Annotated in this window: 13 protein-coding genes; 5 read left to right on the top strand and 8 right to left on the bottom strand. The window is 72.3% G+C overall.

The window, feature by feature from the left end; genetic code table 11:
• Positions 1-469: 469 nt before the first annotated feature.
• Complete coding sequence (locus tag ABZ725_RS08720) at positions 470-1,696, bottom strand: MFS transporter (RefSeq protein WP_358802006.1); 1,227 nt, start codon at positions 1,694-1,696, stop codon at positions 470-472.
• Positions 1,697-1,902: 206 nt separating this feature from the next.
• Here ABZ725_RS08720 and ABZ725_RS08715 point away from each other — a divergent pair, with 206 nt between their 5' ends.
• A complete protein-coding gene (locus tag ABZ725_RS08715; protein WP_358802005.1) occupies positions 1,903-2,976 on the top strand; it encodes an AraC family transcriptional regulator ligand-binding domain-containing protein in 1,074 nt (357 codons plus the stop codon).
• A gap of 20 nt (positions 2,977-2,996) precedes the next feature.
• Here ABZ725_RS08715 and ABZ725_RS08710 read toward each other — a convergent pair whose 3' ends face one another.
• Genes ABZ725_RS08710 through ABZ725_RS08700 form a run of 3 tightly spaced genes read right to left on the bottom strand, consistent with a single transcriptional unit; the run spans position 2,997 to position 6,639 of the window.
• The gene (locus ABZ725_RS08710) at positions 2,997-4,421 is read right to left on the bottom strand and encodes an aldehyde dehydrogenase family protein (RefSeq protein WP_358802004.1); all 1,425 of its coding nucleotides are present in this window, start codon (positions 4,419-4,421) and stop codon (positions 2,997-2,999) included.
• The gene (locus ABZ725_RS08705) at positions 4,418-5,296 is read right to left on the bottom strand and encodes an SDR family NAD(P)-dependent oxidoreductase (protein ID WP_358802003.1); all 879 of its coding nucleotides are present in this window, start codon (positions 5,294-5,296) and stop codon (positions 4,418-4,420) included. Before ABZ725_RS08705 ends, ABZ725_RS08710 begins: the two co-directional genes overlap by 4 nt.
• A complete protein-coding gene (locus tag ABZ725_RS08700) occupies positions 5,293-6,639 on the bottom strand; it encodes an NAD(P)-binding domain-containing protein (protein WP_358802002.1) in 1,347 nt (448 codons plus the stop codon). The genes ABZ725_RS08705 and ABZ725_RS08700 overlap by 4 nt, the downstream gene beginning before the upstream one ends.
• Before the next feature lie 189 nt (positions 6,640-6,828).
• Here ABZ725_RS08700 and ABZ725_RS08695 point away from each other — a divergent pair, with 189 nt between their 5' ends.
• Positions 6,829-7,452 (top strand): TetR/AcrR family transcriptional regulator, encoded by a 624-nt coding sequence (locus tag ABZ725_RS08695; RefSeq protein WP_358802001.1) that lies wholly within the window; start codon positions 6,829-6,831, stop codon positions 7,450-7,452.
• 994 nt (positions 7,453-8,446) lie between these two features.
• Positions 8,447-10,696 (top strand): MMPL family transporter, encoded by a 2,250-nt coding sequence (locus ABZ725_RS08690; RefSeq protein WP_358802000.1) that lies wholly within the window; start codon positions 8,447-8,449, stop codon positions 10,694-10,696.
• 1,199 nt (positions 10,697-11,895) lie between these two features.
• Here the strand turns inward: ABZ725_RS08690 and ABZ725_RS08685 are convergent.
• Positions 11,896-14,973 carry a LuxR family transcriptional regulator gene (locus tag ABZ725_RS08685; protein ID WP_358801999.1) on the bottom strand — a complete coding sequence of 1,026 codons (3,078 nt, stop codon included), beginning with the start codon at positions 14,971-14,973 and terminating at the stop codon, positions 11,896-11,898.
• Positions 14,974-15,203: 230 nt separating this feature from the next.
• Here ABZ725_RS08685 and ABZ725_RS08680 point away from each other — a divergent pair, with 230 nt between their 5' ends.
• The gene (locus ABZ725_RS08680; RefSeq protein WP_358801998.1) at positions 15,204-18,386 is read left to right on the top strand and encodes an AAA family ATPase; all 3,183 of its coding nucleotides are present in this window, start codon (positions 15,204-15,206) and stop codon (positions 18,384-18,386) included.
• 239 nt (positions 18,387-18,625) lie between these two features.
• Positions 18,626-19,267 (top strand): response regulator transcription factor, encoded by a 642-nt coding sequence (locus ABZ725_RS08675; protein ID WP_351915567.1) that lies wholly within the window; start codon positions 18,626-18,628, stop codon positions 19,265-19,267.
• A gap of 45 nt (positions 19,268-19,312) precedes the next feature.
• Here the strand turns inward: ABZ725_RS08675 and ABZ725_RS08670 are convergent, their stop codons facing one another.
• The 3 genes from ABZ725_RS08670 to ABZ725_RS08660 form a co-directional block, all read right to left on the bottom strand.
• Positions 19,313-20,422 carry an RICIN domain-containing protein gene (locus ABZ725_RS08670; protein ID WP_358801997.1) on the bottom strand — a complete coding sequence of 370 codons (1,110 nt, stop codon included), beginning with the start codon at positions 20,420-20,422 and terminating at the stop codon, positions 19,313-19,315.
• Positions 20,423-20,590: 168 nt separating this feature from the next.
• Entirely contained in the window at positions 20,591-24,337 is a 3,747-nt protein-coding gene (locus ABZ725_RS08665) for a hypothetical protein (protein WP_358801996.1), read from the bottom strand.
• A gap of 299 nt (positions 24,338-24,636) precedes the next feature.
• The gene (locus ABZ725_RS08660) at positions 24,637-25,488 is read right to left on the bottom strand and encodes a type VII secretion system-associated protein (RefSeq protein WP_358801995.1); all 852 of its coding nucleotides are present in this window, start codon (positions 25,486-25,488) and stop codon (positions 24,637-24,639) included.
• Positions 25,489-25,508: the final 20 nt, after the last annotated feature.

Genomic DNA, 25,508 nt, shown 5'->3' with positions numbered 1-25,508 from the left:
TCACTGCTGCCGACGGCAACGACGCCGAACCCACGAGCAGCGGATTCGGCCCGCCCAGGCAAAGTCGACGCCCAAACACCCGAAAATGAACGTTTCCGCAGGTCAAGAGCCTGCGCAGATGGGGCGGGTGGGACTCGAACCCACGGCCGACGGATTATGAGTCCTTTGAGGATCTTGGCGGCCCTTGCCGATCCATGCTCATCCTTGACGTTTTTGCAGGTCAGAGCAGGTAAGCCGTGTCGGCATGCCCTTGCCTTTGTGGGTCTGTTCCTGTCCTTGCGTCCCGAACGCGTCCCGAACACGTCCCGTGAGGACCACAGCGGAAGCACAAACGGCCTAAATCGCGAGCTCGCGGGCGGAGTTCGAATCCGGCCGCAGCGGATTTCCCTTCCCACGCGCAGAGGCTCTGCCCGGGTGTTGGGGCAGAGCCTCTATGGCAGTGGTCACAGGTCAAACGTCTACGCGCAGCCTAGCCGAGTTCCAGTGTGGCCGACTGTGTGGCTGAGGCGGACAATTCGGGGAAATGGCGGGCGGCGGCCAGGAGAAGAACCGCGAGGGCGGCCGGTGCCGCGTAAGCGAGACGGAACTGGCCGGTGGAGCCGAGGAGTCCGCTCACCGCGCCACCGGTGATGACGCCGACGTAGTTGAAGAGGTTCAGTCGCGCCAGGACCGCTTCCGAGGCGGCGGGGCGCAGCCGCGCGGCGGAGGCCAGACACAGTGGAGCCAGGACGGACGCCCCCAGGCCCACGCCCCCGGCCGCGAGAACGGCGAGCGGCCAGCTCGGTGCGGCGGCCATGCCTGTCAGTGCGCCCGCGACCAGGAGTGCCGCGGTGCGGACGACCGCGACCGCACCGAGCCGTTGCACGAGGCGGTCGGTGGCGGCGCGACCGACGACTGTGCCGGCCTGGTAGGCCGCGTACGCCAGCGGCGCGACCGTGAGGGAGGCGGCGAGGTTCTGGCGCAGGTAGACCGCCGACCAGGCCGAGACGGTCGAGTCGACGACGTAGACGACGAGGAGGACCAGGCCGAAGGGGATGAGCCGGATCCACAGGCGGCGCCCCAGCGGCGGCTGCGCGACGGTGGCCGACGCCCCCGCGGTGGAGGAGGGGAGTGCGTGTGTGCGTATGCAGACGGCGAGGAGCACCACGAGGCCGGCCTGAACGCTCAGGCCGGCGGCTACGGGCCACTCCAGCCGGGCGGCCCCGGCGGTGAGCAGGGCCGCGACCACGCCGCCCACGCTCCATCCCGTGTAGAAGGAGCCGAAGACGCTGCGGCCGTAGGCGCGTTCGATCGCCGCTGCCCGGGTGTTGACCCCGACATCGAGGGCGCCGACAGCGAGCCCGAAGACGATGTACGCGCAGATGACGCTCACCTCGTCGGGGGCCCACCCGATGAGCACCAGCGCGGCGGCGGCCGTCATCACGGCCCCGCGCATCGTGGCGACGGGACCGGCGCGGCGGATCGCCGCCAGGCCCAGGAAGCTGCCGCCCCCTGCCATCAGCGCGACCGCGACCATCAGGGCGGTCGTCAGGAGCGGAGCCAGTTTCAGGTGTTCCGTGACAGCGGGGACGGTCGTGTACACGGCGGCGACGGCCACCCCTTGTGCGGCGAACGCGAGGGTCGCGCCCCTTCGGGCGCCCGTCTTGGAGACCGGGTGCCCGGCGACTCCTGCCCGGGTTGGAACGTTAAAGGACATGATGCTGTCGCGCCTTCATTCCTGTGTGCGTCGAAGTGAGCAGTCGAGGACCAGCGAGTCGAATGCGGTGCGGGTTGCGGAAACCGTAGCCAGGCGCGGAAGTCAGGCTCAGGACGCCAGGGGCCGTACAGGGGACTTCAGCGGCCAGGACGGGCGACCGATGGTGCCCGGTGCCTACGGTGGTGGCCGAGGAGAAGGTGAGTGCGATGTCCCCTGCCCCCGGCCCGGCGGACGCTCCCGGGACCAGCCGCAGCACGTCGGCGACGATCCAGCCGAACATCCTGCGCTATCTCGTCGTGGTCGCCGACGAGCACGGCGTCGATCTGCGGCCCCTGCTGCTGCGGATGGGACTGGACGAGACGGTCATGCGTTCCGCCGCGCTGCGGGTGTCGTACCGGCAGGGCAGTGCGGTGATCCGTCGTGCGGTGGAGCTCACCGGGGACGAGCGCCTGGGGCTGAGGGTCGGCGCGGCGCAGCACCTGACCGCGTGGGGTCTGCTCGGCTTCGCCCTGATGGCCGACGACACGCTGCGGCACGCCATCGAGACCGGAGTGAAGTACCAGAACCTGTCCGGGGCGATGGTGGTGTGGTCCGCCGGTGCGGGTGAGGAGGACGACGCGTTCGTGCTGCGCGCCGATCTTCCCGATCCCGCCATGGACCCGGCTGTGGCTGCGTTCCTGAGCGAGGAGGCGTTCGCCTCCGTGGTCACCCTGTCCCGGCTGACAGTGGGCCCGGCCTTCGTACCGAGGGCGGTGGAGTTCTCCTTTCCGCCGCCGCGCCAACTCGACCTGTACGACGCCCTGTTCGGCTGTCCGGTCCGCTTTGGCGCCCCCGCCAACCGCATGGTCATCGACTCCGCGTGGGCCCGTACCCGGATGCCCGGCCGGGATCCGGTGAGCTACGCGTCGACGCTGGAGATGCTCGACGCGCAGCTGGCTTCCCGCCGTGACCAGCAGGATCTGCTGGAAGTGCTGGAGATCTCCGTCGCGCAGGGCCTGCCGGTGGTGCCTTCGTTCGGTGAGCAGGCGCGGCGGCATGCGACGAGCGAGCGGACGCTGCGCCGGCGGCTGGCCGACTGCGGCACGACGTACGAGGCACTCGTCGAGGGAGTACGCCGGGAACGCGTCGAACAGCTGTTGTTCCGCCCGGAACTGACACTACGTGACATCGCCCGCCGGGCGGGATTCTCCGATGAACGGGCGATGCGCCGCGCGGTACGCCGCTGGCACGGCACCTCCCCGGTCCAGCTGCGGGAACGGATGCGTTCGGATCGCCTCTGAGTCCGCGGTCGAGGTCGAGGTCAGCGGGTGCGGATCCAGATCGTCTTCTCCCTGGTCCATTGGGTGAAGGCGTCGGTGGACTTCTCCACGCCACCGAATCCGGACTGCTTCCAGCCGCCGAAGGGGGTGGTGATGTCGCCCTCGCTGTAGGCGTTGACGGAGACCACGCCGGCCTCGATGCCGCGGGCCAGCCGCAGCGCGCTGTCGAGGTCGCGGGTCCAGACCGAGGCGGCGAGACCGTACTCGGTGGCGTTGGCCCCGCGTACCGCCTCGTCCTCGGAGGCGAAGGTCTGGACGGTGACGACGGGACCGAACAGCTCCTTGGTGAGGACGTCGCTGCCGTCGGGAGCGTGAGTGATCACGGTGGGCGGGTAGTAGGCGCCGCGCGATGGCAGCCCGTGGGGCAGTCCCCCGGTGTGAATCTGGGCTCCGCCGGCCCGGGCGGCCTCCACGGCGCCCGCGACCCGGTCGAAGGCGGTGTGGTTGATGAGCGGCCCCATCTGCGTGCGAGGGTCGGCCGGATCGCCGATGACGAGCTTTCTCGCGGCGGCCGTGAACCGCTCGAGGACCTCCTCGGCGATACTGCGGTGCACCAGGACCCGGGAGCCGGCCGTGCAGTTCTGCCCCATGGTCAGGAACGCGGCCTCGATCATGTTGTCGATGAGCTCGTCGCCGTAGGAGAGCGCGTCGGCCATCAACACCTGGGGGCTCTTGCCGCCCATCTCCAGCGAGACGCGCTTGAAGTTGCTCTCGGCGGCGTCCTTGAGGATGCGGCGGCCGGTCGCGGTGGACCCGGTGAAGGAGAGCGCCCCCACGAGGGGGTTACGGGCGAGGGCCGCCCCGGCTTCCTGGCCGTACCCGGGCAGTACCGTGACCACACCGTCGGGCAGGCCTGCCTCGGCTGCGAGTGCGACCATGTGCAGGGCCGAGCGCGGGGTCGCCTCGGCGGGCTTGACCAGCAGGCAGTTGCCGGCGGCCACGGCCGGTCCGACCTTCCAGGCGGTCATGGCGAGCGGGTAGTTCCACGGCAGGATCGCCGCGACGACCCCGACCGGTTCGCGGCTCATGAGACCGAGACCGTCGGGCCCGCTCGGCGCGACCCGGCCGAAGACCTTGTCGGCCGCCTCGGCGAACCAGCGGATCGACTCGATCGCGCCCGGTACGTCGCCCGTACGGCACTCCGTGATCGGCTTGCCCGCGTCCTCGCTGTCCAGCCGGGCGAGGATCTCGGCGTCGCGTTCCATGAGCTCGGCCAAGCGCAGCAGCACCGCGCCGCGCTCCCGGACCGGCAGCCGCGACCACATCCCGGTGTCATGGACCTGCCGGGCCTCCTCGGCGGCCTTGGCGACGTCGTCGGCGCTCGCGGCTGGCAGGGTGGTGATCAGCTCCCCGGTGGTGGGGTTGACTACCTGCAGCGTCTCGTTCTGCATCCCGTTCCTGGTCATGCTTCCTCCACCAACTCCCAGCGCCCGTCGGTCCGGCGGGCCAGTCCGCGTCGGCCCAGTTCCTCCAGATAACGGACCATGCCGCGGTCACCGCGCTTGCGGAACAGCGGGAAGAGCCGGGGCAGCAGGTTGGGCATGAGCATCGCAAACCGCACCAGACGGGACTGACCGGGCCGCGGGTAGGCCTCCAGGCGGGGCCTGTCCAGCAGGCTCACCACGGCCTCGACGACATCGGCGGGCTGCTGGGGCCGGTCCTGGAACTGCATGGAGTTCCCGCCGTCCACGGCCTCCTGGCGCAGCATCCGGGTGTCGGTAGCCGACGGGAGCACCGACCCGGCCAGGATGCCCTTGCTCCTGAGGTCGAGCCCGATGGCGAGCATCGCGCCACGCAGCCCGAACTTGGAAGCGGTGTAGATCGGGGTCTCGCCCAGCGGGAAGATCCCGCCGAGGGAGACCGTGGTGACCACCCGGGCGTCCCGGGAAGCCAGGAGAAGAGGAACGGCGATCCGGGTCGCGACCAGCGGGGAGGTCAGGTTGAGGGTGATCTCCCGCTCGATGCTCTCGACGCTGCGGATGTCGAAGCGTTCCGCGCTGGTCATGCCCACGTTGTTGACGAGTACGTCGAGCCGGCCGTGATCCCGGGCGACCACCTCGAACAACCGCTCCACCTGGGCGCGGTCCACCAGGTCACAGCCGATGCCCGTATGCCCGGCGCCCGGAAGGTCCGCGGCTACCCTCATGGCGCGGACCCCGTCGATGTCGACGACGACGCAGCGGGCGCCACCGGAGGCGAAGCGGCGGCACAGCGCGCTGCCGATGCCGCCCGCGCCGCCGGTCACCAGCATGACCTTGTCGGTGAAGTCGAACCCGCTCATGCCGTCGCCTCCGCAGGGCGAAGGGACCGTACCTGCGGCGGCCGGCCCTCGGTGCGCCAGCCCATCTCCCCCGCGACCTTGCCCAGGTACTTCACGAAGGCCCCGCTGTCGACGTAACCGGTGTGGCGCGGCGAGTCGACGAACTTCAGCCCGCCGGACAGATCCGGGCGGTCGGCGCGGATCCTCTGGGCGAACCGCTCCGCGTTCGGCAGCCGGTGCCGCTCGTCATGGAGGTACCCGGCGATCAACTGCGCCTGGGAGTCGAAGAGCTGGTACGCACCCGAGTTGGTCTCGACGAAGCCGATGCCGAACAGGCCCTCGTGCTCGCGCGAGAACGACGACAGGTACAGGTCGGGGTGCTGCTCGTCGCCGAAGTACCGCTGCGCGACCGGAACTTTGTGGACGTAGCCCGTGGCCAGCAGGACGAGATCGAAGTCGTCGCTCGTGCCGTCGGTGAAGTGCACGATCCTGCCCTCGGTGCGGGCGATCCCGGGTTTGGCGGTGATGTCGCCGTGCTGGAGGTGGTGGATCAGCATCGAGTTGATGGCCGGATGGGTCTCGAACAGCTTGTGGTCCGGCTTCGGCAGCCCCAGCCGTGTCGGGTCGCCGTTGATGATCCGCAGAAGGGCGCCGAAGACCCGCTGCGCCAGCCACATCGGCAGGTGCGGCCCACTGTTGGCGATGGTGTCCACCGGCCGGCCGAACAGGTGCTTGGGGATGAACCAGTACCCGCGCCGCATGCTGATCACCGCGTGGTCCGCGGTCCGGGCGGCGTCGCAGGCGATGTCGCACCCGGAGTTCCCCGCCCCGACGACCAGGACGCGCTTGCCCCGCAGCTCCTCCGCGCTGCGATAGCCGACGGTGTGCCGGACCTCCCCGCTGAACTCACCAGGGAGGTCAGGGATGTTGGGATGCCACTGCGAGCCCGTACACACGACGACCTGCCCGTGCACGCTTTCCCGACCGTCGGCCCGGGTGACCGTCCAGGTGCCGTCCGCGTTCTTCTCGACGTTCTCGACCTCGACGCCGAACTCGATGCGGTCCGTGAGCCCGTAGGCGTCGGCGAAGGACCGCAGGTACGACAGGACCTGCCGGTGCGGCGGGTAGTCCGCGAAGTGGTCGGGCATCGGGAAACCGCCGAAGCCCGACAGGGTCCTGCTGGAGATGAAGTGGGCCGACTCGTACATCGGGCTGCCTGGACTGTCGATGTCCCAGATACCGCCGGGCGCGGTGTGCCGCTCCAGATGCGTGTACGGCAGACTCCGCTCCGCCAGGGCCCTGGCGACCGCCAGCCCGGCAGGTCCCGCCCCGATCACGCACGTATCAAACTGGCTGTCCGTCACGGGCCTGCCTCCTCGTTTCGTCCCGCTTCACGGGTGTTGAAGGAAACGTATGCACCCGCCGTTCAGCGGGAACTGACCCGCGCGGCCACGGACCGGACCTCAGCGGCCGCGCGACCACGGCATCCGTCTGCTCGAAGCCTGACCTGTTCGTGCGACTGGTTCATAGGACTAAGTCGGTATGATGCGGTCATGGCTCACGTTCCCGCGGCCGAGCGCCGCCCTCAGCTGATCAAAGCGGCCATCGACTTCATGACGAGGGAAGGAGTCGCGGCCGGGAGTACCCGCGCCATCGCCGCCGAGTTGGGGGTGGCCCAGGCCACGGTTCACTACACCTTCGGCACGAAGGAAGGGCTGTACCGCGCCGTCATGGAACAGCTCACCCAGGATCTGATCACACAGGTCGAGCAGGCCGCACCGGCCGACGCCGGATTCGAGGAGACGGCCGGCGCGCTGGCCGCCGCCCTGTGGCGAACGGTGCGTGAGCAGCCCGCCAGCCATCAACTCCTCACGGAACTGACCCACTTCGCGCTGCGCACCCCCGCCCTGAGAGAGGCCCTCGAGAGCCACTACCGGAGCGTGACGGAGGTGACTGCGAGGCTGGTGACCGAGGCGGCCGAGCGCACCGGCCAGCCTCTTGCCCAGCCCGCGGAGACGATTGCACGGTTCTTCCTCGCCGGCTTCGACGGGCTCACCATGCAACACCTCTCCCACCCCGACGAGGAGGCCGAGCGCACCTGCCTCCAGGCCTTCGTGTCCGCCGTGGTGGCCATGGCGGAGGGCCGGCTGGACCTGGTGCCCGTACCCGCGAGCTGAGGGCGGTCGGGCGCACCCGTACATGTGCGAGTGCGGTGCGCCCTCGGTCCCCGACCGGGGGATGCCAGGTTCACCGACGGGCTGGCCATCGCCGGACACCTCGCACTCGCAATGATGAGCCTCTCCGCGGCAGACCCGAGCCGCGCAGGCCGTGCGCCCCCCGGATCGGTTGCCCTGGACGGCCAAGCCCTTCACAGGCGCGCCGAAGGGCAGCTTAGGCGTGACGAAGGGCAGCAGCCGGAAACAGCTGGTCATGCCGCTACGGCAGCGGTCGGCCCCGGCAGTCCCCGCCCTGCGCAGCCGGGCCTCGCAGGGCATGCTGTCCGGCTCAAAGGCGTTCGAGGCTCTGCCACGCCGCCGCCGGGGGCACCCTGACCGCCGCCTGTGCGATGCCGACCAGGGCGCGCTGCCCGTGTCCGGCAGCGCGATCACGTCAGGGAGTGCGCGCTCGAAGAACCGCTCGGCTGCAACGACACGTCATGCGACCCCTCTCCCCCTGTCTCCCCCTGGACAGTGGCCTGGTTCGTGACGGACACCCCTTCCCAGGCCGGCGACATGTGGTCCCGACGACCGGCCGGGACTTGCCGACCACGAGGAGATCCCCCGCCGCGGTCGGCCCCGCCGCCCCCGCTCCGACCACGGACGACGTCCGCCTCCCGGCTCCGACGACCTTGGTGGCCTGCATGCCGCGCGTACCGGTCACGGTCGCGCACCCCGGGGCACCCTCACCCACCTTGTCAATCGACAAGGTCGATCGATTTCCTCACCTGCACACTCTGCGCGGCCTGCGCTTTCGATGAAAGTGGCACGCCTAACAGTCGATTGACTCGGTCACCCGACTTGAGCGGGTGATAAAGTCGGTCTATCGATCGAAGTGCCGTCGGCATCGGCCCGTCACGTGCCCGGAGTCCGCTCCGACCGGCGCCCCCTCCGCTTCCCCCGCCCCGCGTCCGCACTCGGGCGGGCGGGATTCCACCGTCCTAGGGAGTTCGTCATGGCCGTCCTGCTCCACCGGCTGGGCCACAGCGCCTACCGGCACCGAAAGCTCGTCCTGGGTATATGGCTCTTCGTCCTGGCCGCGCTCATCACGTGCGTCAGCGTCTTCAGCGGCAAGCTCGACGACCGCTTCGCAGTGCCCGGCACCGAGTCGCAGCGTGCGCTGGACAGCCTGAGCAAGACCCTTCCGGAAGCGTCGGGCGCGGGCGCACAGATCGTCTTCACCGCCCCTGAGGGCCACCAGGTCACCGAAGCCCCCTACGCCACGACCATCGCCCGGACCGTGGCGGAAGCCAAGAATGCTCCCCAGGTCAGCGAGGTCGTCGACCCCCGCACCTCCAGCGCCGTCTCGGCGGACCGGACCACGGCGATTGTCCAGGTCCAGTACCCCGTGCAGAACACGGAGGTCCGTCCGTCATCGGTGGACGCGATCGAGGACGCGGCCAAGGCGGCGGAGAAGGACGGGCTGCAAACCTCGGTGGGCGGGTCCGTCTACAGCAGTAAGGGCGTCCATGTCGGCCCGTCGGAGATCATCGGCGTGGCCGTGGCCCTGCTCGTCCTCGTCGTCACGTTCGGTTCGCTGCTGGCCGCCGGCATGGCACTGCTGCCCGCGCTGATCGGTGTGGCGGTCGGTCTGGCCGGGCTGCTCGCCCTCGCGCCCGCCGTCAGCATCTCCTCCACGGCCGTCACGCTCGCCCTCATGCTGGGCCTGGCCGTCGGCATCGACTACGTCCTGTTCATCCTCTCCCGCCACCGGCAGCAACTGGCCCGCGGAACCGACCCGAGGGAATCCGTCGCGCTGGCCACCGGCACGGCCGGAAGCGCCGTGGTCTTCGCCGGGACCACCGTGATCATCGCGCTCGCCGCGCTGAGCGTCATCGGCATACCGTTCCTGACCACGATGGGTCTCGGAGCCGCCGGAGCCGTCCTCATCGCCGTGCTGGCCGCGATCACCCTCGTCCCCGCCGTCGCGGGATTCGCCGGCTCCCGGCTCGCCCCCAAGCCCGGCAGCCGCGCCGCCCGGCGGGCCGCCGACGCCGAAGGATCCACCGGCCGCACCCCGATGGGCACCCGCTGGACCAAGTGGGTCATCGCCAAGCCGCTGCTGACGGTGCTCGCCGTGCCGGGCATCCTCGTAACCCTCGCCCTGCCCGCCACGGACATGCGTCTGGCCCTTCCCGACAACGGCTCCGCCCCGCACGCCTCCACCGAGCGCAGGGCCTACGACACGATCAGCGACAAGTTCGGTCGCGGCTTCAACGGCCCGCTCCTCGTACTGGCCGAGACCAAGAACGGCACGGCTGCCGCGAGCGCGCAGGCCGGCACCCAGGTGGCCCAGAAGCTGCGGACCCTCAAGAACGTCAAGGCGGTCCTGCCGCCCCAGCCCACCAGCGACCCGGCCCAGAGCGTCATCACCGTCCTGCCATCCTCCAGCCCGGACAGCGTCCGCACCGGCCAACTCGTCCGTGACATCCGCGGGACGGGCGCCGACATCCGCGCTACCACCGGCGCCTCCATCGCGGTCACCGGCACCACCGCCGTCAACATCGACGTCTCCAGCCGGCTCAGCGACTCGCTGCTGCCCTTCGTCGCCATCGTCGTCGGGCTCAGCCTGCTCCTGCTGATGGTCGTCTTCCGGTCACTGGTCATCCCCGTCAAGGCCGCCGTCGGCTTCCTGCTCTCGGTGGGCGCCTCGCTCGGCCTGGTCGTCGCCGTCTTCCAGTGGGGCTGGCTGGCAGACATCCTCGATGTGCCGCACAGCGGCCCCGTCGTCAGCTTCCTGCCGATCATCCTGACCGGCGTGCTGTTCGGACTGGCCATGGACTACGAGGTGTTCCTCGTGTCCGGGATGCGCGAGCAATGGGCCCACACCGGCCGGGCCCGCCAGTCGGTCATCGACGGCGCACGCCACAGCGTACGGGTCGTCACCGCGGCCGCACTGATCATGTTCACCGTCTTCGCCGGATTCTTCCCCCTGGACGACTCCCTGATCAAACCCATCGCGTTCGCCCTGGCCGTCGGCGTGGCCATCGACGCCTTCGCCGTCCGTATGACCCTCGTACCCGCGGTGCTCGCCCTCGCCGGCCGGGGCGCCTGGTGGCTGCCGGCCTGGCTGGACAGGATCCTGCCCGACCTCGACGTCGAGGGGACCAGCCTTCAGAAGGCCCCTGCCCTCCTCCCCACAGGCCACGACACTGCTGTCTCTGCGCCGCGCCACCGCCCACAACAGGCTCGCCGCCATCGGTGACACACCCGCCGAGGAGATCAGTTCACTCCTGCATGTCGGAGTCACCGGCATCCTCAACCCACCCATCAAGGCTGCCCCCTTCTCGGCGGCACTCGCGCTGATAAGCCAAGGGGGCCCCGGCCGCGACTCGAGCCCCGTGACGCCACTCATCGAGAAGTCTCTGGGCCGTTTCCAGTACGGGCCGTGAACCCTCGCTCCGGCCGACCTCAGCAGCGGCTCTGTGGTCAGGGAGCCCAGAAGCAACGTCCTGCCACCCGCCATTCCGATGCCCCTGCCCACCCCTGGCAGGCGTTGACGAAATACAGCAGAACAGTGGCTTCCGTTTCCTTGCGTCCTGCGAGCGTCCCGAATTCGACGTCCAACCGACGGACCGGCCGCACTCGGCGACTTCCCGAACCGCGACGCCCACGAATCTCTGCAGGTCAGGCCAGCTCGTCCTACTACAGACGGCCACGACTCCAAACCCACGAGCAGCGGATTCAGTCCGTTCAGGGAAAGTTGACGCCCCGACACCTAAAAATGAACGTTTCCGCAGGTCAGAAGACTGCGCAGGTGGGGCGGGTGGGACTCGAATCCACGGCCGACGGATTATGAGTCCGCTGCTCCGCTCCACGACGAGATTCGCCTCCTCAACGCTCCCCGGTCACCGACATCCGGCGGGCTGCACCAGCACCAAGAATGGTGTCGTAGCACCACCCACTGGGCCTTGCCGACCCTGCAACAAGGTGCGTCGGCAAACCGCCCGCGTAGTCCCAAGCGGTCTCAACATCCGCCTGTTCGGTCCGGTCAAGCCCTTGTCGAGCGGCATCGAGCGTAGGTTCTGGCCGAGGAGGTGCCAGCGTGGCACCGAGCCGATGAGATCCGCTCCTTCTGCCGCGCGGCGCCGGGCGAACCTTGGCCCGGCTTCTCGACGCCGGGACTCGCCTTGTCGGCGTCGTCGGCCACCTGGGCCCGCTCGGCAGTGCGCAGGCCTTCGGCCGCCGTGGGGCGGGATCGACTTTCGACCGCGTGATCGCCGGTCTGTACCGCTGCCTGGACGCCGAGTGGGAAGCCGACCCCGCCCTCACGACAACTCCCGTCGCGAAGACCTCGGCGGCCCGCCGGCGGCAAGGCCGCCGTGCACCTGGCCTCGGCGGACAAGGCCGCTGCCGGGCCGGCCGGTTCCGACAGCCCGGGTTCGGACAACCCGGTGGCGGGTCCTATGTCCGCTTCCCCTCCCCCTCGTCGCGGGGCATCAGGGCGCCGTCCAGCCAGGCTGTCGTCAGTTCGACGCGGGAGCGGCGGCCGGTGCGTTGGAAGAGCCGGGTGAGGCGTTGTTCCACGGTCTTCTCGCTGCATGCCAGGCGGGCGGCGATCTGACGGTTGGTCGCGCCTTCACCGACCATGGTGATCAGTTGTACGTCCTGCTCGCTCAGGCCCGGGCCGGCCGGGCGGCGGGGCACTGGCATGCCGTTGCGGTGAGCCGTACCGGACAGCGGGGTGCGGGCAGGGCCCGCCAGGCCCAGCCGGGCCGTCCCCCGTGCGATGTCGGCCAGCCAGGGCTTGGGGTCGGTGTCGAGGTCCGCCAGGACGCGGGAGCACTCCAGGGCCAGCGGGAAGTCGCCACGCCCGCTCGCAGACGTGTGAGCCGCTCGCGCGCTCTCCGCGTCCCGGTGCACCACGCCTCGCGCCAGCAGCAGTGCCTCGTACGCCAGGGGGGAGCCCGTCTCGTCGTGCAGAGCCGCCAGTTCCCGTACGACGCGTCGGGCCTCCGGCCGGTCGACGTCGAGACCGCCACCGACACCGCCGTCCGCACCGTTGTGCGGACGGCCGTTCGGAGCGTTGTGCGGTCCGTTGTCCAGGGTGAAGCGCAGGATGCGCAGCAGAAGCCGTTCTGTGCCTGCTGTCAGGCCGGTCTCCTCCCGCGCCCGTGCCACATCCCGCCAGGCGCGTTGCAGGGCCTCGTCCGGGCGTCCCGACCAGGAGCGGACCGTCAGGCGGACCCGGGCGGCCAAGGGGTGGGCGATCGTGTCGGGGATCAGTTCCAGCCAGCTGCGGGCCCGTGTCAAGTCGCCCCGGAAGCAGTGGATTTCGGCTGCCAGGGCGCGCACGGCCGGGTGACCGGCAGACGAGTCGGGGTGCGTGGCGCGGGTTCGTGCCTCGATGCGTCGGGCGGTGGACAGGGCGGCGTCCCAGTCGCCCGTGTGGTAGGCGAGGACCATGGCGTGGTGGCGGGCGGCGGCGCTGTTCCCCGTCGCGCGGTAGCGGTCGCCGAGCACCGCTCCGAGGCCGCCTGCCAGGTCGCCGTACGATGCGGCTGCCCGCAGCCGGAGTTCGGCCGCCCCGTCCAGCGCCTCCGGGGGCAGGGCACGGCGGGCGCGGTTCCACAGGGAGCGGTTGCCTGTGGCTGCGGACAGCAGGCGCAGTTCGGCCGGGGTGGGCAGCGGCGCTTCGGAGGTTCGGGCGGCCGGTGTCGCGGTCGGACAGGGGGCAGGTGGAGCCTCCGGGCCGATTCCGTACCGGCTTGCCGTCGCGAGCAGTTCGGCGGTGAGCGCGCGGTGGCCGGGGGGATCGGCCGGGAGGGTGTGCTCGTGCAGGGCGGACAGGGTCCAGGCCTGCGCGGTGAAGTGCAGAGCTGCGGTGGCCTCGACGCTGTGCCGGTCGTGCCGGGCGGTGTCCGGAGCGGTTTCCAGGGCCGCGCGCAGGGGTTGCTCCAGTTCCAGGACCTCGGCGTGGGCCGCGCGGGCCAGACCCAGTGCGGCGGCCCGGCGCAGTATGTCGGGGGTGCGGGGGTCGTCCGGGGGCAGGCGGCGGAGCGCCGATGTGTAGGCGCGCAAGGCGCGGGGCTGGTCCGCGCGGGTGTCCTTGCGGGCGGCGGCGAGGAGCAGCGGAATGGCTGTGGCGTCCTCCAGGGCCTGGCCCGCGGCTGTCACATGGTCGGTGAGCCGGGGGTAGCCGGTTCCTGCGGCAGCCGGGCCGAGGTGGTCGGCCAGTGGCCGTACCACGGCCGCGTGGAGGGCGGGGATCGTGCGCGAGGGGTGGCCGGGGTCGGGCAGGGTCAGCAGTGCGGTGGCCAGCGCGGGCACCGCGAAGGCGATGCGTTCGCCCCGGTCGCGGTCCAGGGTCAGTACGCCGCTTCGGAACAGGGCGTCCATGGCCTGGGCCGGCGTCCCGGCGTCCGTGCCGGCGTCCGTGCCGGCGTCCGTGCCGGTGGCTGTCAGGCGGTGCAGGTCGGGCAGGAACAGTTCGGCGCGGTGGGTGAGGTGGGCCAGGGTGGCTGCCGCTTCCGTCGCCGTGGGGCCGGGGTGAGGGTGTCCCTGCCGGCCGAGACGGATCAGGCTGAGACGGATCAGGTCGTCGGCGTGTGTGGTGACCGGCAAGGGGAAGGTGACGGCGCCACGGGCCTGCGGGGGGCCCAGTCGGCCGTCCACCTCCGGCAGTGCGGCGCTGTCCGCCAGGTCGGCGAGGAGGGCCAGGAGGGCTTGGGGGTTGCCCGCCAGGGTGCCGAGGTCATGGGTCACCGCCTCGACCAGTTCCCGTTCCACCGGTCGGCCCAGGCGACGCTCGACGAGTGCGGCCACGGCTCGGGGCTGCAGGGGCGGCAGGTCGAGGACCTGGTCGACCGCGGCAAGCAGGGGCGTGCCGCTGTCCTCGCGGTGCGCCGGCGGGTGACCCGGTGCATGCGGTGGCCCGGCGGCCAGGACCACCGGCAGGCCCGCCGGGCGGAACACCCGCAGCAGCAGTGCGAGGGCGGCGGCCGTCGCGGGCGGCAGCCGTTCCATGCCGTCGCCGATCAGAGCGAGCGGGGATCGGTGGGCGGCGGTCGTCAGTGCTTCGCCCAGCGCGGCCAGGACGGCGAGCGCGGCGGGTGAGGCCTGGGGATCCGCATGGGGCGCGGGGCGATCTTCGGCCAGCCGGGACCGGGCGCGGCGTACGGCGTTCACCCGGGCCGAGAGACGGGTGTCACGGATCTTGGCGAGGAGCCCGCACACCGCGTCGGCGAGCGGTCCGGCGGCGACCGCCGCCCCTTCCTCGCCCCGGTCGCCGGGGTTCGGCGGTCCGTCGGTGCTCCAGCCCTCGAAGGCGGCCGGTACGGGCAGTCGCAGCACGCGCACACCGTCACCCACCGCCGCCGACCGGGCCGCCTCCAGCACCGTGGTCTTCCCGGAACCGGGGCCGCCGGTGACGAGCAGGGTGCCGGCTTCGGTGGTGGCGCGCAGGACACGGGCGATCGCGGTGATCTCGGTGTCCCGGCCGATCGGACCGGAGTGCGCCACGGGTAAGGGGTTCGGCGGCACGGCGACTCCTCGCTTCGTTCGTCGCTTCCTTCGCCCGGACAGCCGGGCCCCGCCGTTCGGTGTCCGACGGCGTCCCACGGCCAGGAGGGATCGCGTGGCAGTCCCGGCCGTTTGTGCACCGGGCGCAGCAATAATTGCAGTTGCCCTTACGGTCCGGTCGACCGGGTTTGCCCCGGCACGGGGAGTCGGCCTGCCCAGGCGACCCACGCGGCACTAGGAGAGCACGGACTGTGGCAGGTCGGAGAAACACCGAGTTGGTCCCGGGCGGCACTGCCGCCCGGCTGGACCATTCGTACGAGCAAGTGGTCGGCCGGGAGAAGGAGTTGGGGGAGGTCCATGCGCGGCTGAGGGATCCTGACGGGCCGCGTCTGGTCGTCGTGCGGGGTGAACGGGGTGTGGGGCGGAGCGCGTTCGTGCGGACGCTCGGCGAGCGGCTCCGGGCGGAGGGGGTCGCGGTGCTGCCGCTGGCCTGTGCGGTCGGGGACACGGAACACCCTCTGTTGCTGGCGTTGCGTCTGGTCCGGGCGCTGCCCATGGCGCGGTCGGCCGGGCCTGGCCCCGGGCCCGGGGCGCCCGGGGCCGGGCGTGGCCGAGGCAGGGTGCGGTCCGACACGGATGCGCTGGCCGCTGTCGAGGCGAGGGACCCGACGGCGATGGCCCTGGTGCTCGGTGCGGCAGTCGCATCGGGGCAGGCAGGGGGTGCGAGGCCGACGGTCGTGGTGATCGAGGACGCCGAACATGCCGACGCCGACTCCCTCGTCCTGCTGGGCGGAAACGGCGGCGACGGTCTCTTTCCGCCGGACGTCCGACTGCTGGTCACCGTCGCCGAGCGTGGAGCGGCGCGCGAGGGCGGGACAGGCATCGGGGGCGAGGGCGGGACAGGCGTCGGGGGCGACGGCGGGGTCGAATCCGAGGGCGGGGTCGGCAACGCGTCGGCCGGGTCGGGCCGTCGGCGGCCCGTGGAGCGGCTGGCGGACGAGTTGTCCTCGTACTCCCTCGTGCTGCGGCGGCTCGGTGAACCGGAGGTCGCCGCCATGGTGGCCGGGCGGTTGCAGGCGACTCCGCAGCCGGATCTGGTGCGGCGGGTGCACCAGTTCGGCCGTGGTGTGCCGGCGGCGGTCGACGCCCTGCTGACCGGGTGGGTACGGGAGGGCGCGATCCGGGTGGCCGACGGCCACGCCTTCCTGAGCGTCCGCGTTCCGGTGCCGTTGCTGCCGTACGACCACCCGCTCGTCGCGGAACTGCGGGCGCTCGGTGAGCCGTACGGGACGGTGGCCGGGGCGCTGAGCATCCTGTGGCCGCTCGGCCGGGCGGCGCTGACCCGCACGGCCGAGGTGACCGGGCTGTCTGCGGAGGAGACGTGGGCCGCGCTGCGTGCACTCGGCTGCGCGGGGATCGTGACGGAACTGAAGGAACCGGCGCGGCCGGAGGAGGGCGCGGACGGCTCGGCGGGGCCGGGCGACGGTGGTCGGGGCGTCCGGGGCTGGATGTTCTGCCTGCCTCTGGTGGAGCACACCGTCCGGGAAGGGCTCGGGCCGCTGGAGCGGGCGCGGCTGTCGGCTGCGGCGGTGTCCGAGCTGTGGGGTGAAGGGGCCGGGGGCGAGCGCCTGCCCGCGGAGGCGGGCGGCGGGGGCCAGCCGGCGGAGGCGGGCAGCGGGGGCCAGCCGGCCGAGGCAGGCGGCGGGGGCCAGCCGGCCGCGGCGGGCGGCGGGGGCCTGCTGGCCGAGGCCGATGCCGTGACCTATCCGGCCGACCGGATCGCGGACGCGGGTGTGCTGGTCGACCGGGAGCGGGCCGTCGACGAGCTGGTACGGACCGCGGATCGGCTGCTTCCCGATGTCCAGGGGCCGCTCCTGCTGCGATACCTTCGGGCGGCCCTCGACCTGATCGAGGATCCCGGGGCGCGCGAACACATGCTGCTGCGGTACGCGAAGGCCGCCTACGTGGTCGGCGACTACTCGCGCGCGCGGGCCACGGGTGAGGAGATCCTGCGCGACCCCGCCGACAGCCTCACCGATGACCTGCTCCAGGACGTCGCCCTGCTGCTGGTCGCCTCGACGGCCGCCTCGGAGGACTGGGCGCAGGTGTCCCGGATGGCTTCCGCGCACTGGTGGCGGGACCTGCCACTGCCCCCGATAGCGGCCCTGACGGGCCAGGCGCTGGCGCTCGGCAACACGGAGCGGTGGCTCGAGGCGCGTGATCTGCTGGCGCGGACCGAGCCGATGTGGCGGACCGGCACCCGTGAGCAGTGGAACCCCGAGTGGTTCCGGGTCTGTGCCGAGTGGGTGCTCGGACGGCCGGAGCGGTTCCGGCAGCTGATGAGCGCTCCGTACGGGCCTGACATGACGCTCGACTCCAAGCACGCTCTCAGCATGGCCGCGGCCGATCAGCTCCTCGGCGCCAGGGATCTGCACGCTGCGACGCGAGTGCTGGCCTTCCGCGGTCTGTCGCCGGAGTGGATGCCTGCGTACACCCGCTTCCTGTGGCTGCACCTTCTGGGGCGTTGGGACGAGGCGCTGGCGGTCGCGCGCTGGATGCTGGCGAACCGGCAGGCGTTCAACCCGGCGCCGAGCCACCATCTGCTCCCCGCCCGGACGGCCGCCATGCTCCTGGCCAAGGGGCGCGCCACCAGTGCGCGACGGCTGCTGGACAGTGCGCGCAGCCTCCACGAAGGGCCGCTGGAACTCTTCCTGGACCAGGCCGAGGCCGAGGTGCTGCGTGCCCTCGGCGAGGCGGGCGAGGCCGAGCGGATCCTGCGCCGCGCACTGGCGGTGGCGGGCGAGCGCGGACATGCCTACGGCATCGACGAGTTGTGGGCCCTTCTGGCCGAACTCCTTGCGGAGGCCGGGCGGGTCCCCGAGGCGGCCGACGCGCTGGCGAACCTGGAGACGCTCACGGAGCGCACCGGGGGCGAACGGACCCGGTTGTTGTGGTTGTCGACGTCGGCGCGGGTCGCGGCTGCGGGCGGCCCCGGTGGTTCTGACTGCGGACGGGAGCGGTTGCCGGCCGCCGTGGAGCTGGCCCGCGCGCGTGAGCAGCCGTTCGAGACGGCGGTCGTCCTGGTGTCCGCCGCCCGTTCGGGGGCCGGCCACGAGGAACTGCTGTACGAGGCGTACGACCTGTTCGGCGAGGTCGGTGCCGCGCTGTGTCGCTTCCATGCCCGTACGGCGATGCGTGAGGCCGGGCTGGCCGTGCCGGATCGTCGGCAGGTGACCGTCGAGAACGAGCAGTTGCTCGCCACCCTGATCACAGAGGGCCTCAGCAACCGCCGGATCGCCTCGGTACTGCGCGTGAGCGAGGACGCGGTCGCCAACCGGCTGACGCGGCTGCTGAGCCGTACCGGACTGCGGTCCCGTACGGAGGTGGCCACGGCGGTGCTGACCAGCAGTGCGCCGGCCTGGCCGGTGCGGTGAGTCTGTCGGGGTGACGCGGTGAGCCTGTCGGGGTGGCGGAACTCGCGCCAGGTTTCCCTATTCCTTGGTGCACGGGGGGTGTTTGCCCACCGAGTACGGGGCTGGATCATGACAGCATCGGCCTCCCGTTGCCCTGATTCCCCAACCATGACATCCGTGACTTCTGTGACATCCACGACATCCATGCCTTTCGCAACGCCTGATGTCGTTCCGTCACTCTGGTACCCAGTGGAGGGCGAATGCCCCGGTCGGCGCTCACACTCACCGTTCGGGTGGCGATCCACGCCCCCGATGCCGTCATACGTGCCGGCCTGGCCAACCACCTCCAGTTCGACCGGCGGATCACCGAGGTTCCGCCCAGCAGAATCGGCGAGGCCGATGTGACGGTGGTGGCGGTGGACTCCGCCGACGCCGGCACCCTGGACGTGCTCGCCGCGCTGTCCGACCGCCGTGAATCACGCTTCGTGCTCGTCGTCGGCCGACAGTGGCAGACCAACATCTTCACCGCCGTGGACCGGGGGGTACGCGCCGTGCTGTGGCGGGACACCTTCACCCCCGCGGCGTTCGTGCGGGCGCTGATCACCGTCGCGGAGGGCGGGGGCAGCTTTCCGCCGGCCCTGCAGGGCGTGCTCATGGAGCAGGTCCAGTGGACCCACCGCGAGGTCCTCACCCCGCACGGCCTGACGGCGTCGGGCGTCTCACCGCGTGAGGCGGATGTGCTGCGGCTGATCGCGGAGGGCAAGGAGCTGTCCGAGATCGCGGAACTGCTCTCGTACTCCGAGCGCACCATCAAGTACATCCTGTCCGGTCTGATGAAGCGTCTGGAACTGCGCAACCGCGCGCACGCCGTGGCCCACGCCATACGCTCCGGCCTGATCTGATCCGACCCGGCCGGGGAAGGCCGGGTCAGGTCAGGTCACGCCAGGTCAGTTGACGATCCACTCGTGGTCGTCGGTGGGGCTGCACGGGTAGACGCCCAGCCGGGTGTCGGGGCCGCCGGAGCCGTCGGCGCCCCACACCTCCAGGCACATGCCGTTGCTGGCCTTGTTGTGGATCCAGTACTGGCCGTTGCCCCGGCTCTCCAGCCACCACAGCTGGTTGTCGGCGGTGGTTCCGGTGCAGGCGCCCTCCCTGACGTGGGTACGCATGGCGACCGCGCCGGTTCCCGGGAGGTCCATGCACAGGCCGTCCTTGACGTTGCGGATCTGGAAGACGTCCGCCCCGTCCGCGCCCGCACCCTTGTAGCGCACCTCGAAGTCCCACATCTGGTTGTCGACGGTGCCCCGGTAGCAGTACTCCTGGAAGACCCCGGCGCCGAGCTTCCCCTTGGCCGAGCCGCCCAGGTCGGCGCACATGGCCGTGCTCGCGTTTTTCAACATGACGTTCTTGCTGTTGGCGATGTTGACGGTGGGCTGCGCCGCCACCTTGGGGGTCAAGGCCGCCCTCGGGGTCGGTGACGCCGTGGTCGTCGTGCCGGAGACGGAGGTGGACTTCGCCGTCCCGGTGGTGGCGAGGCTCTCGCTCTGGCTTCCCGGCTTGTTCCGGTCCGTGCCCGTGGCGCCCGCACCGCCGGCGCTGGTGGTCGGAGTGGGGCTCGCGGTCGGTGACGCGGTGCCGTAGGCGGGTGTGGGCGCACCCGGTCCGAGCTGCTTCGGCAGCACCACACCGGAGGCCGGTTCGGTCTGCTCGGCAGACCGGTCGTCTTCGTCCCCGCCGATGAAGAGCAGCGGTACGGCGAGCAGCAGCGCGCCCACGATGCCCGCGCCCGCCAACAGGGCCTTGGTCGGGCGGCCGGAGGGCGGCTCACCGTCGCCGCCGTCGGCCCCGACGCTTGCGGTGACCTGCGTGTCGTCGTCCGAGGCCGATGCGGCGGCTGCGGTCGCAGCGGTCGCTGCGGTGGGGGCAACTGATCCGACTGGGGCGGCCGACGCGGCTGCCGCCACCCCGGACGTCTCGGACGACTCCCCCGCCGGGCCGCCGGACCGGACCCCCGACGAAGCCGGAGCGCTGCCGGACGTCCCTTCCGGAACGGACACCCGGGACGCCTCCTCCGAGGAGGCGGAAGGGGAACCGGAGGCCTCCGGCGGCATGAGGGACGCATCCGGCTCCCCCGGCGCTGCGGGCACCGCGATGGCACGGCGTACCGCGGGGGCACCGGGTCCCGTGCGCTCCTGACGAGGCATGTCGTCTCCGTTCTCGGATCTTCAGTCGGCGTGCGGCGCCGTACGGGGCGCCTGCGGGGTGGTGTGTGCCGGGCCGATCGGCCCCTGGCACAGGCCCGGCCAGGCGAAGGCACCGGGCGCGGGGAATCGGCCGCGCAGCGTGTCGTCCAGCCGGGCGAGCACGGCGCGGTCGGCGTCGTCGAGTTCGGGGCGCTGCGGGAGGGGGCCGCCCGGGGTGCCCGGAGTGCCCGGAGTGCCCGGGGCGTCGGGCGGCAACTCACGAAGCATGATCAGCGGGGCCGGGCCGGACGGCCGTACGTCGAGCACGCGCAGCCTGGTGCCCGGCGCGAACAGCACCTTTTCGACGGCCGCTCCTTCGCTCGGGCGGTCGGTCAGCTGGCGGACCCGCCGCCCGGTGGCGGACCAGATGACGTACTGCGGCCCACCGGGAAGCGGTCCGCCGACCCCGACGGGTACGGCGCCCAGCGGGGCCGAGTCGTACAGCAGGGCTCCGACGGCCAGGCCGTCGAATGGCACTCCTCCGGCGCCGTGCACGGCGACACCCCGGTAGGAGGGCAGGCGGCGGAGGGCCGAGGCGAGGCAGGCGACGTAGGGCAGGAGGCGTTCGTCACCGGATCGCAGCCCCCGGACGACCGCTTCGGGGGCGAGCGGGCCGTCCGGGGAGTTCAGGTAGATGTGCAGTGCGATCACATCGGCGCGGGCGGCTTCCTGATCCTGGGCGCGCAGAGCGGGCATCCGGATGAGGGCACGGGCCACGGCAGCCCCGTGCCGCTCCCACACGTCCTCGGCCAGCTCCCGGAACGCCCGCCGCTCGTCCTCGGTGCTGATGTGCCCGGGGTGGAACGGGACAGGGGGCTCTTCGAGCGCGGGCAGCCGGGACCGCTCCGGCAACTCACCGGTCGTGGGCGGACGTTGGCGCTCGGGCAGCTCGGTGGGCGGCGATATGCGCGGCCCACGGGAGGGGGTCGGACGAGCCTCCCCGGCCCCTGCCGAGGGCGATGGCGTGGTCGCGGTGCTCGGGGCGGGCGTGCGCCGGGCTTCCGCCGGGTCGCTCCCCTCCGGCCGCACCGGGGACGATCCCGGTGCGACCGGCGGCGCAGGCGCCTCGGCACGCTCCGGTGCCGGCACGGCGGCGCGGTTGCGGGTCTCCGTCGCCGCTGCGGGGGCGGTGGCGGGTTGAGCCGCCGGGTCGATGCCGGCCAACGGCCCATCGGCTGCGGTTGGTTCGGAGGGCTCGGCAAGTTGCGGCGTGGCTGTTGTGACCCGGACGGGCGGGAGTCGAGGTCCCGCTGTCTCCGGGTGCTCCGGAGCGCCCGGCACCGGTGCGGCGGCACGGTTGCGGACATTCATCGCCGCTACGGGGGCGGCGGGTCGTGCCGACCGGTCGATGCCGGCCAACAGCCCGTCAGGTGCGGTGGGTTCGCCGGGCGGGGCGGGCGGGAGCTGAGACTCCGGTGGCTTCGGTGCCTCGGTGCGTTCCGGGCGTTCCGGCGTCGAGCGGGAGGGGCTTCGCTCCGGGCGGAGCGGCCCGGCGGGTGCTGGGCGCTCCGGTGGTGAGGTGCGCGTCTGCGGTACGGGGGCAGCCGGCCGCACGGGAGGTTCGGGCTCGGCCAACGGCCCGTCCGCCGAGCTGAGTTCGGCAAGGACCTGGCGCGCGGCACCGACGAGCGGCGGCGTGATGGGGGTGGGTGCGGCGGGTACGGTCGCCCTTGGGGCGGCCGGAGCCATGCCGGACGGCATGCCCTCGGCCGGTGCGGCAGCCCGTACCGCCTGCGGGGCCGGATTCCCCCCGGCCTGGGGCAGCCGGGCCGACTCCTCGGTCGATGCCGCCGCCTGGGCAGGCGAACTCCCGACCGGTGCCGTTGTCCGGCCGTGCGGGTCTCCGGCCGGTGTATGTGTGCCGTGCTCGGCACCCTCCGGTGCCGGTGTGCCGTGCGGGTCCCCCGCCGGTGTTGGTGTGGCGGACTGGGCACCTGCCGGTGCTGCCGCCCTGGCGGACGAGCCCCCTGCCTGTGCCGCTGCCCAGGCGAACGGGTCCCCGGCCGGTGTCGGTGCGCCGTGCGGATCCCCCGCCGGTGCCGCTGTCCCGTGCTGGGCACCCGCCGGTGCTGTCGCCCGGGGAGACGAGCCCCCTGCCTGTGCCGTTGCCCGGGTGGGCGGGACTCCGGTCGGTGTCACCCTCCCCTGCGACTCCCCCAGTGGTGCCGCCTGGCCGCTGTGCTGGGCACCCGCCGATGCGGACGGGCCGCCCTGCCGGGCCCCCGCCATCCGGCCCTGCTGAGCACCTGTCGGAGCCGTCAGGCCGCCCCGCTGAGCCGCCACCGCAGCCACCGGCGCCCGGCGCGGGGCCGGGAGAGGCGGGGCGGTGAAGCGGACGGCGCGGATGTCGTGTTCGGCCGCCATACGGCGGAGTTCGGCGCCCCCGTCGAGGCAGGTGCCCCGTATGTACAGCCGTACCCGGCGGCGGACGTCGGGCCACAGCGAGGCCAGCACCCGGGACAGCACGGGCCAGAGCGAGGCGTCGAGTTCCTCCCCGGGGCGGCCGACCTCGATGCTCGGGCTCTCGGCGTCCACCGGCTGGTGCACGGGCTGGTGCACCGGCGAGGGCTCCCCCTCCGTCCCGGAGATGTACAGCCCCGCCCGGGTCACCGTCGCCTGCCAGTGCTCCGACAACCGCACGACGCCCGTCCCTGACTGCTCGCCGGCCACCGGCGACTCCCAGCGCAGCAGCCGCGGCGTGGGGACGGTGCCGTCCTCCGCCGGGGGCAGGCACATCACCGAGTCCACGAAAGGCCGCCACTTCGGCTCCCCGTCGGCGCCCACCAGCACCGACCGTACCGGCGCGGGCCCGCCGCCGGCCCCGGGGCCGAGGAACGGCAGCCCGGTGTACACCACCACTCCCGCGCCGAGCCGCTCGGCCACGGCCTGCCCGGTGCGCAGCACGTCCCGTGGGCCGCCCGGAGCCAGCCGTACGGTGGACCGTACTGCCGTGGGCAGTTCGCCGAGCAGATCGCTCACGTCCCCGCCGAGGATGTCCTCGTCCTCCGGCATGCCCAGCAGCACCAACGGCCCCCGGGGATCCACCGGGACGGCGTAGCACAGGTCTCCCGGGCGCGGGGCGGCCGCCTGCCCGGAGCGCGCCAGCACACCGGCCGGGATCGGGTCGATCAGGGAGCCGCCGTCGGTGCGTGCGGGCAGCGCCTCCACGGCGGGCTGCCAGTCGGGGGCCGGCTGGCGGGCGCCGAGTCGATCCGGCTCGGCGCCCGGCGCGAACCGCCACCAACTGCCGTGCGCGAAGAGCGTGCCGCCGGGCACCACGAAGACGAGGCCGTCCGGCGCGATCACCGTCAGCTTCCAGCCGTCCGCGAGACGGCGGGCCAGCGCCGGACGGTCCGGACGGCCACCCCCGGTCCCGGACATGACGAGCCGGACCGTCTCCACGCGGTCTTCGCGCAACACCGAGAGGACCGCGCCCAGACGAGTCCACAGCCCGGCTGCCCGCGTCGCGCCCACGCCGGCGATGACCGTCACGGTGTGCTCGGCCTCGCCGCCCAGCGACCGCACCAGGTCGGCCAGGTCGGTGGGGTCCAGCGTGTCGTCGTCGGGGGTGCGCAGCAGCCGTAGGCCGTCGTACTCCTCCACCAGCAGCCCGTCACCGGCCCCGGGCCCGCCCGCCCGCGCCGACTCCGCCCCGGGCGCGGCGGGCGTCTCGGGGCGACGCTCCCTGCCCCGGCCGAACCAGCGCGACCGGCGGCCGCTCCGGGTCACCGGCGCACCGCCCGGAACCGGGGCGAGGCTGCGGTCTCACTCATGATGGTTCGTCACCTTGTGGGATTGCGGGGGGGGTGTTGTGAGGTACGGGACCCTCGGCGTCGTCGCCGGCGGATGCGGGCAGACGGGCAGACGGGCATGAACACCGGCAGCCTAGGGAGCGGGGACGTCGGCGCACCGGGGCACCGGCGCGTGATTGCACCTGGGGCCACCCAACTCTGCCCGCCTCGGCGGTGGCCGCCGGTCGATCACGGATCAGTCGCCAGGAAGGGTTTCCCGAACCGCGCGTGTCCGCGCTACAAGAGGGCGTTGGTTGCCGTCCGTCCGGGATCGGCGGGGGGCTCGGCAGTGGGCCAGCCGTCGTTCTCGGCTATGCCGAAATCGAAGTCGCCGAGGTCGAGGTCGAAGTCGGTGGCGGCGTCGTCGGCCGAGGTGGGCGGGTCGTTCGCGAGGGTGCCGCTCTCCGTCGGCACCCTCGGCATGGCTGCTGTCGCGACTTCCGATTCGGCTTCAGCTTCCGCTTCTGTCGCCGCGACCGCCACCGCTGCCCGGAGGGCGTCCGTGTCGACGACCATGCTCACCGTTGCCGACGGGTTGACGCACAGGCTGTGGTCGGCGGGCAGGCGGTCCAGCAGGTCGGGGGTCTTGATCAGCTCGAAGGACAGCTCGCCGTAGCGGTGCAGGAAGGCGGGGGAGCTGAACGCCAGGATGACGGCCGTGCCGTCGGGCTTGGCTGCGGAGACCGGGGTGCCGTCGAGGGTGACGAGGACGGCCAGTTCGGCGGTGGCCAGTTCGCGGGTGACGGTCTCGGCGGGGGTGTAGCCGGTCGTGGCCAGTTGGATGGCCGCGTCGATCACGTCCTCGGGCTCCGGCCAGCCGTGCGCGTCCGGGGAGGGCTTGTAGGCCTCGTTGTCCTGCCACTCGACGATCTCGCCCTCCAGGTCGGTGCGCCACTGCCCGACCACCGCCCACTCCGGCGGCTGTCCCTCGCCCCGCCAGGTCGGGTCGACGTAGTAGAGCCAGTGGTCGGGGAGCAGTTTGCCCGCCTTGACGAACTCCTCGGGCGGGGCGGGGTCGACGGCGGTGGTGTCGGTGGCCGGGTCGGTGGTGACGGCGGTGGCGGTCGCGTCGGTGGTGGGCTCGCTCATGGGTCCTCGGGCTCTCGGGT

The organism is Streptomyces sp. NPDC006872 (assembly GCF_040635845.1).
In the GTDB taxonomy this organism is placed as follows: Bacteria; Actinomycetota; Actinomycetes; order Streptomycetales; family Streptomycetaceae; genus Streptomyces.
The sequence above is the reverse complement of the archived record's forward strand: the minus strand, read 5'-3'. Positions and strand labels throughout refer to the sequence as shown.